This window comes from Gammaproteobacteria bacterium, assembly GCA_015709615.1.
Taxonomy (GTDB): domain Bacteria; phylum Pseudomonadota; class Gammaproteobacteria; order Burkholderiales; family Nitrosomonadaceae; genus Nitrosomonas.
In genome coordinates, this window is sequence record CP054179.1 from 2,265,620 (window position 1) to 2,279,053 (window position 13,434).

The 13,434-nt window shown below is 50.8% G+C and carries 11 protein-coding genes and 1 pseudogene; 10 read left to right on the top strand and 2 right to left on the bottom strand.

Annotated features, from left to right (window positions below; all coding sequences use genetic code 11):
* Nucleotides 1-48 precede the first annotated feature (48 nt).
* The 7 genes and pseudogenes from HRU77_10870 (at nt 49) to HRU77_10900 (ending at nt 8,265) form a co-directional block, all read left to right on the top strand.
* Nucleotides 49-351, top strand: a complete 303-nt coding sequence (locus HRU77_10870) for a helix-turn-helix transcriptional regulator (GenBank protein ID QOJ21147.1) — start codon at nt 49-51, stop codon at nt 349-351.
* Nucleotides 348-1,598 carry a type II toxin-antitoxin system HipA family toxin gene (locus tag HRU77_10875; protein QOJ21148.1) on the top strand — a complete coding sequence of 417 codons (1,251 nt, stop codon included), beginning with the start codon at nt 348-350 and terminating at the stop codon, nt 1,596-1,598. The genes HRU77_10870 and HRU77_10875 overlap by 4 nt, the downstream gene beginning before the upstream one ends.
* 691 nt (nt 1,599-2,289) lie before the next feature.
* Complete coding sequence (locus HRU77_10880; GenBank protein ID QOJ21149.1) at nt 2,290-3,459, top strand: AAA family ATPase; 1,170 nt, start codon at nt 2,290-2,292, stop codon at nt 3,457-3,459.
* Entirely contained in the window at nt 3,456-5,675 is a 2,220-nt protein-coding gene (locus HRU77_10885) for a S8 family peptidase (GenBank protein ID QOJ21150.1), read from the top strand. The genes HRU77_10880 and HRU77_10885 overlap by 4 nt, the downstream gene beginning before the upstream one ends.
* 62 nt (nt 5,676-5,737) lie before the next feature.
* Nucleotides 5,738-6,523 carry a sigma-70 family RNA polymerase sigma factor gene (locus HRU77_10890; protein ID QOJ21151.1) on the top strand — a complete coding sequence of 262 codons (786 nt, stop codon included), beginning with the start codon at nt 5,738-5,740 and terminating at the stop codon, nt 6,521-6,523.
* On the top strand, nt 6,520-7,113 hold the full coding sequence (locus HRU77_10895; GenBank protein QOJ21152.1) for a hypothetical protein: 594 nt from the start codon (nt 6,520-6,522) through the stop codon (nt 7,111-7,113). Before HRU77_10890 ends, HRU77_10895 begins: the two co-directional genes overlap by 4 nt.
* Before the next feature lie 3 nt (nt 7,114-7,116).
* Nucleotides 7,117-8,265 (top strand): annotated as a pseudogene (locus tag HRU77_10900) (UvrD-helicase domain-containing protein).
* Between the two features lie 145 nt (nt 8,266-8,410).
* Here the strand turns inward: HRU77_10900 and HRU77_10905 are convergent.
* Complete coding sequence (locus HRU77_10905; protein ID QOJ21153.1) at nt 8,411-9,232, bottom strand: ATP-binding protein; 822 nt, start codon at nt 9,230-9,232, stop codon at nt 8,411-8,413.
* Nucleotides 9,225-10,751: an IS21 family transposase gene (locus HRU77_10910; protein QOJ21154.1), complete on the bottom strand. Its 1,527-nt coding sequence runs from the start codon at nt 10,749-10,751 to the stop codon at nt 9,225-9,227. The genes HRU77_10905 and HRU77_10910 overlap by 8 nt, the downstream gene beginning before the upstream one ends.
* A 429-nt stretch (nt 10,752-11,180) precedes the next feature.
* On the opposite strand from HRU77_10910, the gene HRU77_10915 reads away from it, so the two are divergent.
* From HRU77_10915 to HRU77_10925, 3 genes are all read left to right on the top strand, one after another.
* Nucleotides 11,181-11,750, top strand: coding sequence for a TetR/AcrR family transcriptional regulator (locus HRU77_10915; GenBank protein ID QOJ21155.1), 570 nt, complete (start codon nt 11,181-11,183; stop codon nt 11,748-11,750).
* A gap of 95 nt (nt 11,751-11,845) precedes the next feature.
* Nucleotides 11,846-12,478, top strand: coding sequence for a hypothetical protein (locus HRU77_10920; protein QOJ21156.1), 633 nt, complete (start codon nt 11,846-11,848; stop codon nt 12,476-12,478).
* A gap of 93 nt (nt 12,479-12,571) precedes the next feature.
* The gene (locus HRU77_10925) at nt 12,572-13,387 is read left to right on the top strand and encodes a methyltransferase domain-containing protein (GenBank protein QOJ21157.1); all 816 of its coding nucleotides are present in this window, start codon (nt 12,572-12,574) and stop codon (nt 13,385-13,387) included.
* Nucleotides 13,388-13,434 lie beyond the last annotated feature (47 nt).

Genomic DNA, 13,434 nt, shown 5'->3' on the forward strand with positions numbered 1-13,434 from the left:
ATACTATAGTGATCTTTATATCATTACATGAGTGCTATAGTATTCATTATGTCTGTCAGATCATTTCGTGTTGAGCAAGTCCTGAAGAAACTTGGTGGTGATATTCGTGACGCAAGAAAGCGCCGGGGAATTACTGTGCAATTGATGGCGGAGCGCATGGGCGTTACACGGGTAACAGTTGCAAAAATTGAACGCGGCGAACCCAATACCAGTATGGGCAATTACGTGATGGCGTTATATATCCTCGGTAAAGCCGATGAACTCGAAATGCTCATGGATCGAACCCATGATTCCCTGGGTCTGGATCTGATGGATGAAAAACTACCCAAACGAGTCAGAGTTTCTAAATGAGTGACACGCACCTGCTTATCTCATTAGATTGGCAAGGACAATTGCATCGCATTGGCCACCTGGAAATTCATAAAAGCCGTGGCAGGGAAAATTACCGCTTTATCTATGAACGCTCCTGGATCAAACACCCCAATCGCTTTGCCATTGATCCAGAACTCCCTTTGCTGGTTGATATGCCGTATTTGAACAACCACTTATGGGGTGCCTTCCAGGATATTTCGCCGGATCGTTGGGGCAGGTTGGTTCAGACACGCGCAACCGGTATCTTTTTAAGTGACAGTGACTATATGTTGGGCGTCAGTGATTACATGCGCATGGGTGGACTTCGTTTAAGCCACAATCATGCGCCTGACGTGTTTCTTGCAGAACATACGAATATCCCAAAGCTGATTCATATGCGTCAACTTGAAACCGCAGCCAGGCATTTTGAGAGCGGTATCGAAACGGCCGCTGATCTTGCCATCCTTGCGCAGCCTGGCTCATCGCTTGGCGGAGCGCGGCCTAAAGCGGCGATTGAAGATGCCGGTGAACTCTGGATAGCCAAGTTTGCTTCACAGAACGATACCGAACGAATCAGTTTATGGGAAGCCGTTATGCTGGATCTTGCACAACAAGCCGGAATTGAGGTAACAGCATTCAAGGTTTTAAATGCAAAGAGTGATTCGCCGGTTTTGCTAGTCAAGCGATTCGATCGTGAGAAAACACTGCGTACCCCTTTTATGTCGGCCATGACACTATTAGGACGCAATGAAGATACCAAGGAAGGTGCGAGTTATCTGGAAATAGCGGATGCAATTAATCGTGAATCTGCACAGCCTGCACAAGACCGCCTGGAATTATGGCGGCGCATGACATTTAACGCCATGACCGGAAATATTGATGATCATCTACGCAATCATGGTTTTCTGCGTGCTTCCCAGGGATGGCGGCTGGCACCTGCCTATGATTTAAACCCAACCCCTCAGCCTTTTACCCAACGAGTGCACCAACTGGCGTTTAACCAAAGCGTTAAACCATCATTAGATACCTGCCTGGAGCTGGCAGAATACTTTGCATTAAATCAATCAGTAGCCGACTTGGCATTACAAAAGATTGGAAAAAGTCTGGGTGATTGGCAGCTGACCGCAAAGCGTCATCAATTGCGCAGCGACGAAATCAAACGTATGTCGCCATCCTTTGAGCATGAAGCTAGTCAACGGCTAATTTCAATGGCCACAAAAACAATTTCACGTTCACGCAGCAACTAATGGCCTGGTTATTATGTGCGGCGGTATTGAATATTAGGGCGAAAAGATATATTTCCCGCAATCGGATGCACACTTGCCAGTGCGGCTACGAGATGGCAATGTTACCTGGATAACGTGGGGTAGACGCAAGGATGAAGTCATCGGCAAATTTCCGAATGGCGGTTGGGCACGACTGAATTCCATCAAAAGCGGAAAATGGAAACCCTGGCACCCCCGACCGATTTTAATCTCTTCCGGGTTTAATTCCTCGCCCCTTGGGGCGAAGGCTGGTTGAAAACCAGCAGTCTGAAGAGCGCTTTTAATACCTCGCTGCTTGCGGCGGGGTGCTTTATTCGCTGCTGACCAGTTCATGGAAACCACTTCATGCTGAGAGTGGTAAATTTTGAGCGTTGATTAGCACGTAAGAACAAATGATGCTTAGTTCGACACTGAATTACATCAGTTCAATGAAGTTTGAGCAAACTGGCTTCTGGCACAGTTGAAAAAGACCGCACAATAAGCGCGTTAAGATGTACGAATTACCAGGGCAAGGCCGGTATTCGTTTGCAATGCAACATCAGCATTGATTGCAGCTGTTGCACGCCGCTTGACATCGCACGCGTTGTTCTTCACATCTCAGCAAAAACGTGAGAAAATAAATCTATTCCACTTTAAAAAATAAAAATTCAATTAATATCAATTTTTTAAAAAAATGTTGGACGAAATTAATGAAATTCAATCTGATTTAGCCCAGTTAATCAGGCTTGCACTCGCGGAGCAGACCGAGGACGTGCGGCTGTTCGTCGCCCGGCTCGTGCGCAAGTATCGCAATACCGATCCTGAGCTGGCTGAACAGATGGATCTGTATCTACGTGCGAAGGCGCCTCGCTCAAGCACTCCTTTGCGTAAGGCCGCCGCACAACCAGTGTTACCGACGCAGACTTTGCCGGTCGACGACGAATCGAGATTGTCACTGCTGAAGGTTTTCAAGGACGAACCCAGTCGCGAGCAGCCCCTTCTCTCGCTTGACCTCGAAGAAACCTTGAGCCAACTGATCCAAGAGCGCCGTCAAACGGAGCGTCTGGCATCAATGGGCCTAAGCCCAACACGATCCGCCATTTTTGTGGGGCCGCCAGGTGTCGGCAAAACGCTCACGGCGCGTTGGTTAGCCTCGCAATTGGGTGTGCCGCTATATGTGCTGGATCTAACTGCCGTCATGAGCAGCCTGCTCGGACGCAGTGGAAGCAACCTGCGTGCCGCACTTGATTTCTCGAAACGTGACCCTTGCGTATTGCTGCTGGATGAGATCGACGCCATCGCCAAGCGCCGCAGCGACGATGCCGATATCGGCGAGTTGAAGCGGTTGGTTACCGTCATCCTGCAGGAGGTCGATGAGTGGCCTGCCACGGGCTTGCTGCTGGCTGCTACCAATCATGCAGAGCTGATCGATCCTGCGTTGTGGAGACGCTTCGATCTTGTGATCAATTTCAAGGCGCCCGCAATGCCGGCCGTCAAACAGGCGATTAAGCGCTTTCTGGGCCAGGACTATGCGCTGTTCGGGCGCTGGATCGATATTCTGGCCTTCGTTTTCAATGGTGAGTCATTCAGCGACATTGAACGGGATCTTCAGCGTTTCCGACGTGCCGTCGCGTTGAGTACTGCCTCGGACGCCGACCTGATCGAAGAATTCGTCAAATCACGCGCACTCGTCCTGGAGCGTCAGGGGCGTATTGATCTGGCGGTGTTGCTAGCCAAGCAGACTCGTCTTTCGCAGCACACGATCTCCGACATCACCGGAGTGAGCCGCGACACCATCCGAAAGTACACGAGCGAGCAACCGCCCATCGCCAAGAAACCCTCAAAAAGAAAGCCTGACGCATGAGTCAAACCAATTTTCTGATCGGGCGCGGCGAACTGCTGACCCACGACATCAAGGGACCAAAACGCATGCCGGGCAAGGCAGTGGTCTATACCCTTGCGCAAGCCTTGCAGCGGTTAACACCTCAGTTCTCGGCGACTGCGACCGCGCTCGATGCCTTACCTGCACATGCCTGCCCCGGTGACTTCGGCGTTGCCCGGCTGATGATAAATCCCAGCTACATCGCTCGGTCGTTTTTTCCGGTTGCGATGTTGCGCACGGTCGGCTTGGAGTCGGTCGGTAGTCGTACCGTGAAGGTGACGCCCGACGGCTGGACCAAGAAGGGAGCGCCGCAGGAATGCACGACGACCGAATTGTTCGTCGCCGGCAAACGCCAAGTGTTTCGCCATCTCACTGACTGGACCCAACAGATCGAGCTCGAATCTGATGAGGCGCTGGACCTGACACACATTGAGCAATTCTCCGTATTCACACCCCATGACCGCATTGCCGACTATGGCAGCACCAGGGATCGCTTCTTCGAGGTGGGCATCCATTTGCTGCCTGATGAAAGCCGCATGTTCGTCCAGCAAGCCTTCGTGAAATATGCTAAGGAGGTGAGCGTTAAGGTTCACAGCAACCTCAGCTTTACAGCGGGCAACCTGTGGTTCGTGCCGGTCGAAGGTAAGCATGACGACATCGAACGGCTTGCCGAATTCGTGTTCGTGCGCATCATCCGCCCGGTGCCCAAGCTGCGTGGCATGCGGCCCGTACATCGCACAGGCGAGGTGTCGGTCAGCTGCAACCTGCCGGCCGAGCAGCCGCTATCGTCCGAGCCCAAGGTCGCCATTCTTGATGGTGGCTTGCCCAAACAGCATGCGATTGGCCCGTGGCTCCGCTCGTACCGCGTCCTGGACGAAGACGCGCAGGACGATCCGGCAGGTTTGGAACATGGCCTTGCCGTCAGCTCCGCATTCCTGTTCGGTCCCATTCAGCCGAACGGCACTGCCGCCCGTCCCTTTGCTTATGTCGATCATTTGCGTGTGCTCGACAAGGACGCCGGCACGGAAGATCCACTGGAGTTGTACCGGACCTTGGGCTTCATCGAACAGGTTCTGCTCTCACGGCAGTACCAGTTCATTAATCTTAGTCTCGGCCCGAATTTGCCGATCGAGGATACCGATGTACACGCTTGGACGTCGGTCATTGACGATCTGCTGAGCGACGGCGACACCTTGATGACCGTGTCCATCGGCAACAATGGCCAGATGGACCGCGCCTCCGGTAATGCACGCGTGCAGGTGCCTTCGGACTGTGTCAACGCACTGGCGGTCGGTGCTGCCAACGATACCGAGGCGGACTGGGCGCGCGCGCCGTACAGCGCGGTAGGTCCCGGTCGCAGCCCAGGAGTCGTCAAACCGGACCTGATGGCCTTTGGTGGTAATGCTGATAACTACTTCCACGTACTTTCTCCAGGCAAGAAAGCGGCACTTTCGCCCCAGTTGGGTACCAGCTTTGCTTCCCCGTACCTGCTACGCAGTGCGGTCGGTATTCGATCCATCCTAGGCGCGGAATTGTCGCCGCTGGCGATTAAGGCGCTGTTGGTCCACGCGGCAGACACCGCGACGCACGACAAGCTTGAAGTGGGCTGGGGCAAGGTGCCTGAGGACTTAATGAGCATCATCACCTGTCCAGAGGGCGTAGCACGCGTGGTCTACCAGGGAGAACTGAAGCCGGGTAAATACCTGCGCGCCTCGTTGCCGTTGCCCGTCCGTGGCCTAAATGGCAGCATCCGCCTCAAGGCAACCTTCTGCTATGCCTCACCGACCGATCCGCAGGACGCAGCCGCGTACACGCGTGCGGGCCTGGAGGTCGTATTCCGTCCCAGCGACGAGAAAATCAAGGACGGTAAGGCCAACGCCGATACCAAAAGCTTCTTCGATATGAAGAAGTATGCGACGGAAGAAGAACGGCGCTCCGACATGGGCAAGTGGGAAACAGTCTTGCACAGCGCGAAGAATATGCGCGGCAGCACCCTCAAAAATCCGGTCTTTGATATCCACTACAACGCACGTGAAGCAGGCGGTCGAGCCACCGGCGCCGAGAAGATCCGGTATGCGCTGATCATCACCGTCGAAGCCCCTAAGCATGCCGACCTCTATAACGAAATCTTGCGTGCCTACGCGAAAACGCTGGTGCCAATCCAGCCGCAAGTGTCGCTGCCGATCCGTGTCCGGTAGAGCGGTGGGCACGATGTTGACCCTTTCATTATCGATTGAGCTACCTGTAACGGAGACAACGAATGCCGGAACCCCTTAAACAGAGAAAGAGGGACGGTACCTCGTATGAGCGTCCTCCCGAGATTGAAGCGTGGCTTAAAAAGCTGGAAACGATTGAGGTCGCAGAGCGACTCAGACAATTTGCGACGCAGTCCAGGAAGAGCATCGGGCATGTGCCGTCGGAGGCACTGATCCACTTTCTGCGAAGAGCTTGGACAGACGGAAAGCAGGGGGATTTTGAAAAGATATTCCGCATTCTTATGAAACGGATCGAGCAGTCGCTGTGCTTAGTTGTCTCTGATTCATGCATGGCTGGTGCCCGAGGCATTCGGGAAGAGATCATGGATCAATTCGCGGAACAAATCGCCAAAGACTGTAAAGGATGCACTGGTCTGCTGGATTTCTATGAAATCCGCTTCGGCAAAGCATTCGCGGCTTTCCGTACGTCCGCTTTGCGCCGGATTGGTCCGTCGGCAGTAGACACGGTGCCTTTGGGCACGGATGAAGAGGATGGCTTGGAGATTTCGGCCGAGGTGGAGGCCGCTGCTGCTGACTTTCTAGGTGGTGATCCTGAAAAACTTGACGATCCGGCTTTCCGGTTGGAGCTAACTGTCGCGATTGACCGTTTGCCAGATGATCAAAAGCAGGTCATCGGGCTACGACTACAAGGTTTTCAGATTGATTCCAAGGATAAAGACATTATGACCATTGCACGCATTCTGCAGTGCGACGAAAGGACGGTTCGCAACCGCCACGATCGCGCCTGCAAGGCGCTCAAGGCCATTCTTCAAGAGGAAAATGCACAATGACTGTCGAACAATACTCAAAACCCAGTGAGGAAGAGGTTCTTCTGGCTTTTGCCGTTGAACCGACGCACAACCACAAGACGTTGGAGAAATACCTGAGGGAGTACCCGGAGCATGCGAAAGCACTCGTCGCCTGCTCGATTGAATTGATGGTGGATGCAACTCGTAGTGACGAGATCACAGTTGTCTCAGGAGGCGCCGTAGATCGGGCTTGGCAGCGGTTCCAAACTGTCGTCGGGCAATCCGACGACGTGGTGGTCACAAACCCGTTTGCCACGCTAAATCCAACCGCTTTCAGATCGCTCGCAAAAAAACTCAATATCACCCCCCTGCTGCTAGCACGCCTACGTGATCGGGCGATCGTCGCAGCAACTATACCGGGATGCTTTGTTGAGGGACTCGCAGCCGAATTGGGCGCGACCGCAGAATCTGTTATGAGCTATCTGCAAAGTCCGCCAGCAATAGTGTCCGGCCATAGCTTTCGATCAGCCGTGAAGCCGGCGGTCACTGAACAGATTTCTTTTACAGAAGCGATTGAGATGTCTCAACTCACGCCAGCTCAACTGGAAGCCCTCAAGGCACTACAGGGCTAGGTCATGGATGCGACCGAGGCCGCTCGTCGAGAAGCAGAGCGCATTCATCAAGCGGCGGTCGCAGCAGGTGATGATCCGTGGAGATTGCTCGATTTTGTCCGACGGGAAGCGGTTCGAAGAGAGTTAGATGTGTATGCCTTACCGTCAGGTGACTCCCAACTGAAAGGGGGGCGCGCGGCCTTCGACAGTCAGGCGGGAATCATTCTGTACGAAGACACGGGATCCGAATTCGACCGTGCTTTTCTCATTGCCCATGAACTCGGGCATGTTGTGGTGGAGGGCGGCACGCAAGACGTTGTGACAGAGCAAGTCGAACCAGAACGCTCTGTCGAGGATGCACCGGTCGGCATTGAAAAGGTGCTCGACTATGGCGCGCGGGAGCGGCGGGAAATCCGGATGGATCTCTTTGCCCGTGAACTCCTACTACCACGTTCGGTGGTCCGACATCTACATGTGTGCGATGGATGTTCTTCGGCAGACATTGCCACACGCCTCGGTGTGCCGCTGCAGGTGGTTCAGCAACAACTTCTGGATGCGCTGTTGCTGCCAGAGGATTCTTCGACCGAGTCATTCGCCGTTCCTGCCGAAGCGTTGGTCCCCGACTCAACTCAGATTGCGGCAGCAGAACATCGCAATGGTGCGTTTCAGTTGCAAGCCGGACCTGGCACTGGTAAAACGCGAACGCTTGTGCGTCGTATCGAGAGCTTGCTTGCCGAAGGTGTGGACCCCGTATCTATTCTCGTCCTCACATTCTCCAACAAAGCAGCCAATGAACTGAGCGAGCGACTGGCCGCGAGCAACCCCACTGCTGCCGCAGCGATGTGGATCGGCACGTTCCATGCGTTCGGTTTGGATATTGTTCGCCGCTTTCATGATAAGTTGGGACTGCCCTCTGATCCACGTCTGGTCGATCGGTCGGAAGCAATCGGGTTGCTCGAAGATGAGATGCCACGGCTTCCGCTTCGTCACTATCGCAACCTGTGGGATCCGGCACTCGATCTCAGTGACATGCTCCAGGCGATATCGCGCGCCAAGGACGAGGTCATCGATGCGGCGGGATATCGAACTTTGGCACAGGTAATGGCAGATAACGCGGGTCATGATGAAGACGCAACCATGCGTGCGGAGAAATGTCTGGAGGTCGCGTTTGTCAATGGCGGAGTAAAAGGGTACCAAATAGCGCGCGAAGAGTGTACCAGTTAGGTTAATAAAAAGAGGGATTTAACCTCTGGTTTTGCGCCTCTGATTTTTTATTTCTTGGGTTTCAGTAAAGGCGCAGTGTTTCCCCTAAAATCTTTTATATTGGTCTGGCATCCTCCTTTTCTATAGGCTTGGTTTGTACTGTCTGCTTTTGCCGTTTCTTGCTTGCGGCCAGGCGATACGATTCTCCATTCATTTCCAGAATATGAACATGATGGGTTAAGCGATCCAACAGCGCACCGGTCAATCGTTCTGATCCCAACACACTGGTCCACTCATCAAATGGTAAATTCGATGTGACTAAAGTGGATCCATGTTCATATCGACGGCTGAATACTTCGAATAAGAGCTCTGAACCAATTGCAGTAAATGGCACATAACCCAGTTCGTCGATGATCAGCAATTTGACGTTGGTCAATTGCTTTTGCAAGGTACGTAATCGCTTTTCATCGCGCGCCTCCATTAACTCATGCACCAGCGCTGCAGCTGTCGTGAATAAAACGCTCATGCCTTTTTGGCAGGCAGCCAGCCCTAAAGCCAATGCGATATGAGTCTTGCCAACGCCTGATGGGCCCAACGCAATGATGTTCTCGCGCTTATCGATCCATTCACAGCGCATCAACTCCAGTATCAATGATTTATTCAGTCCAGGTATTGCAGCAAAGTCGAACGTATCCAGGCTTTTAATTACTGGGAATTTCGCCTGACGTATGCGCCGCTCGGTATTCCGCCGTTCACGATCAATGCATTCCAGTTCGCATAGTCGCAATAAATAGCGTGCATAATCAACATCCTCACGTGCGCATTCGAGTCCCACCTTTTCATATTCACGTGCAAAGGTTGGTAACTTTAGGGTCTTGAAGTGATTGATCAGCAAGACTTGCGGCGCGACCGTGGTGGGAATAGAGGTATCAGTCATAACGCACCTCCGTAGATTGGCTTGACTTGAATCCTTGCAGCAAGCTTAAATACGATCGTGGTTCAGTGGATTTCACGCTGGCACGGGGTAAATAGGGATAGAGCATCAAATCGAGCTTGGCAGGTCGTTGCTCTATCGCGCACAGAATCAAATGCTTGATGGCATCAAAACCAATTGTACCGAACCCCATCGCTTGTTTGATTGCCTGCTCAACTTGCGCTAGGCTAAAATTCTCCAGCAACCGCAAAATCTGGATATATTCCTTGCGGCCACGGCGTTCCATGCGGACTTCCAACACGCGACGCAGCCGATCGAATACTTCAGGTAGTACCCAATCTTGCAAGGGTGCCGCTTGATCGAGCGCACGCGGTTTCTGCTCTAACAATGCCAGGTAGTGCAAGGGGTTGTATATGAATTCTTCCCGACCGTAGCTGCGCGCATGACGTGCAATCGTATCTGTGCCCAGGCAAATCTCTACGCGATCCACATAGCCCTTCACCAGTACCTCCCAGTGACCGTATTGAGTAGGCACCGAGTAATCGTTGCTTCGATAACGCACGAGCGATAATGAAGATACACGCGTGGAAATCTTATGGCAGGCATCAAAAGCAACTGCAGGTAAAGCCATCAATGCAGCCGTATCGCGTTTCATGCGCTCAGCGATGGTTTCAGTTTGACCCCGCAACTTGGCCTGTTGGCGCTTGATGCACCCATCCAACAATTTTGCATTCAGGGCATTAAAATCAGCAGCAATGGGTAGCGGCACCATGAAGTGGCGGCGACTGTAACCAACCATGCCCTCAACTTTCCCCTTGTCGTTGCCTTTGGCCGGTCGCCCAAACTTGTCTTCAAACAGATAGTGGCTCTGCAGCTCGCTGAATGCCTTGGTACGCTGGCGTTTGCCATCGCCCAGTATCTTGGCCACCGCAATCTTGGTGTTGTCGTACAGGATCGATTGCGGTATCCCACCCAAAAATGCAAAGGCAGCAACATGCCCATCCAGAAAGGATTCGGTATCTTCAGTTGGATAGGCTTTGACAAAGCAACCATCCGAATGCGGCATATCAAGGCAGAAATAATGGAATCGAACCAGTTTGCCACCAATATAGCCATCGGCTTCACCAAAGTCTACCTGGGCATGGCCAGGCAAGTGCACTAACGGCATGAACATTTCCTTCTGCCGAATTGCAGCCTTGTTAACATAGTTACGTACGATGGTATAACCACCAGTAAAGCCGTGTTCTTCACGCAACCGCTCCAATATCCGTATCGCAGTATGGCGCTGCTTAACATGCACTTGTTTGTCAGCTTCCAAAATAGCATCAATGATGCCAGTGAAAGGAGCAAGCTTGGGAGATACGGGTTCGCGCTTGCGCCGATAACCCGGCGGTGCAGCGTATTGACACATCTTCTTCACAGTCTTGCGGTGAATTCCAAAATAACGCGCAACTTCGCGCTCGCTTCTGCCTTCTACCATCACCGCACGTCGAATCTTTACATATAGTTCCACTGTATACATCCTCATCGCCTTTCACTTGATGCTAATCGCATCAGCTTACAGGCTTCAGACTGGTACACTTTTATTCCGAGATTCCCGCGAAATTCAGTGCGCCTCAGTGGTACATTTTTACTCCGCTATTTACAACTGGGATTTCTGAGCTTGTTCAAATACCGAATATTACTGACGAAAAGGGTAGGTCGAAAATTTCGGGTGACCAGGAATTGGAAGAAGCGCCTCGCCTTTATTTTATTGGACAAATCAATCCGCTTAGCGGCCAGTTACGGGAAATTCGTGTCGAAGCTGGAAAAATCGCCAGAAAAATCAGAGAACAACTCAGGATGAAATAAGGTGATTATTATTTGAAGACTCTCTTACTTCAATAGCTGAGAAATTATGGATCTACCAGTGTGAAAATCGATATCGATATGCCGGATTAGCTTAACAATAATGCCTAGGAAAATATCAGTAGAGAGAAAAATACTGCAAACAGCCCGCCGCTTATTTTGCCAGGTAGGTATTCATGCAACAGGGATTGCTAGGATTATCGAAGAATCTGGTGTATCCCGGCGCAGCCTCTATACCCACTATGGTTCGAAGGAAAACTTACTCAAGGCCGTATTTGAGGCAGAAGCAGATATATGGTTTCGTTGGTTCGATTCCGATCTTCCGGCAATGGAATGTTCCCCGGTCGATCGTGTCCTGGCATTGTTCGACTTGATGCGAGCCTGGTTCGAGAGTGAAGATTTTTATGGCTGCGTCTTTATCAATGCCGTGGCTGAACATGAGAAGAGTAATGGCTGGATACAGGAAGTTGCCAATAGTTACAGGGAGAAAATCAGTGCCAGGTTTCTGGCATTGGTGGCGGAAAGTGGTGTAAAGGATCCGGAGACGGTAACTGAGAAATTGAATCTGCTGATTGACGGGGCTATCGTGACCGCAATGATTACCGGCAATGGTGAAATTGCACATTTAGGACGAATGGCTGCCGAGGATATTTTACTGCGTAATACAACATGAATTTGTACTTACATAACAAAGAAGAAGTGAAGACGGACAGGATCGATAAGGTATATCGATTCTATGATTATCTGGAATAATTCCAAGGAGGAAAAATGACCGCAATCTGGCAGAATTTACCGATTCATACCCGACGCCTTTTAATTTTTATAGCAATATTGATGAGCATCGGCGTGATCGGTATGCAGTTTCATGTAAGTTCCCAGGGAGATATGTCAGAAACTTATCCCAAAGGCTTTCGTGGTGGTACCTGTACGATCGAGTCCGATACATTGATGATCGGCTATTCCGCTTATTTTATTCCCCATAATTACGAGGTGCCGGAAGATGCATTAAGTGCAATGTCCACTCCCATTCTGTGTGGTCAGGTGCCCAATCCGGGCCTGCTCAGTATTACCATCGATTTGTTATATCCCCTATCTGTACGAGAACAACCAGTAACACTCACTCTATTCAGGGTAGTCGATGGAAAATCAGGGCAGCCACTCTTGGCGGTTCCTGCTGAGATTTATCAGTCAGGCATTATTTCCCAGGAAATTCGCATTGATGAAACGGGAGAATATGTACTTCGCCTCGCGGGCGTAGATGAGAATTCGTCTGATTTTGAACTGGAGATACCAATTATTGTAGGTACTGGATGGTACGAGCCTTTCATCCAGTTCTGGCCTTTGCTCTTACTGGGTGTAACTGCAGTCTTCTTCTATAACTTAAGACGAATAGTCGATTAATTTTACTGTACTACTTGAATATTGATGATTGTACGTAGATGAGAATTAAACTTAGTTTTTATCTTCATAAGTTAACGTTTATTGGAGAATTCAATGGCAGGGTATGTTGGTGATGTGGCGATCGCTTACGATCGTGATTTGGGGCATGTGTTGTTTGAGCAATATGCATCCGATATTGCAAGACGCGTAGCAGAAAGGTCTGTTCGCGACGTGCTTGAAGTTGCATCAGGTACGGGAATCGTCACTAGGAAATTGCGCAACGTACTTCCCAAGGATGCACAACTTACAGCAATTGACATCAGCGATTCCATGATGGATGTTGCCCGTGCAAAATTTCTTCCCCATGAGCAAGTCACATTTCAGATTGCAAATGCCACGATATTGCCTTTTGATAATCAAGTATTCGATGCAGTCATCTGTCAGTTCGGGATAATGTTCTTTGATAAGGATATGGCATTTAGGGAGGTGTCCAGGGTATTGAGGCGAGGAGGACGGTATCTATTCAGTGTTTGGGATTCTCGTCATTACAATCCATATGCTAGTTTGACTTTCGAAGTCATGAAGCAGTTTTTTCCATCGGATCCTCCACGGTTTCTTGAGGGTACAGTTTCATCCTTCGAAATTGACCCGATCAAGGAAATGCTGATTCGAGCTGGGTTCGAGCGAATAAACATTTCTGTTCAGCGACGAGTTTACGATATTCCAGATGTCAGATCTTTTGCGCGTGGGTTGATATTCAGCCCGATCATCAATGAGATCAGAGAACGTGGCGAAGTTGATCCTGAGAATATCGTCGAAGTCTTAGCGAAGACATTTGTCAGAGAGTATGGATCGAATCCCACCTGTTTTCCAATGCAGGCCATACTGTTTGAAGTGGAAAAATCAGAGGAAAACAAACCTCAGTTATAAATCAAGCAATAAGATTATCCTTTTCAAGATAATGGTAAGTGAACTGT

What these genes read in the sequence shown, in the direction of transcription:
- HRU77_10910 (QOJ21154.1), bottom strand. Translation starts at nt 10,751, where the DNA reads ATGTATACAGTGGAACTATATGTAAAGATTCGACGTGCGGTGATGGTA.
- HRU77_10905 (QOJ21153.1), bottom strand. Translation starts at nt 9,232, where the DNA reads ATGACTGATACCTCTATTCCCACCACGGTCGCGCCGCAAGTCTTGCTG.
- HRU77_10880 (QOJ21149.1), top strand. Translation starts at nt 2,290, where the DNA reads ATGTTGGACGAAATTAATGAAATTCAATCTGATTTAGCCCAGTTAATC.
- HRU77_10925 (QOJ21157.1), top strand. Translation starts at nt 12,572, where the DNA reads ATGGCAGGGTATGTTGGTGATGTGGCGATCGCTTACGATCGTGATTTG.
- HRU77_10870 (QOJ21147.1), top strand. Translation starts at nt 49, where the DNA reads ATGTCTGTCAGATCATTTCGTGTTGAGCAAGTCCTGAAGAAACTTGGT.
- HRU77_10920 (QOJ21156.1), top strand. Translation starts at nt 11,846, where the DNA reads ATGACCGCAATCTGGCAGAATTTACCGATTCATACCCGACGCCTTTTA.
- HRU77_10895 (QOJ21152.1), top strand. Translation starts at nt 6,520, where the DNA reads ATGACTGTCGAACAATACTCAAAACCCAGTGAGGAAGAGGTTCTTCTG.
- HRU77_10885 (QOJ21150.1), top strand. Translation starts at nt 3,456, where the DNA reads ATGAGTCAAACCAATTTTCTGATCGGGCGCGGCGAACTGCTGACCCAC.
- HRU77_10890 (QOJ21151.1), top strand. Translation starts at nt 5,738, where the DNA reads ATGCCGGAACCCCTTAAACAGAGAAAGAGGGACGGTACCTCGTATGAG.
- HRU77_10915 (QOJ21155.1), top strand. Translation starts at nt 11,181, where the DNA reads ATGCCTAGGAAAATATCAGTAGAGAGAAAAATACTGCAAACAGCCCGC.
- HRU77_10875 (QOJ21148.1), top strand. Translation starts at nt 348, where the DNA reads ATGAGTGACACGCACCTGCTTATCTCATTAGATTGGCAAGGACAATTG.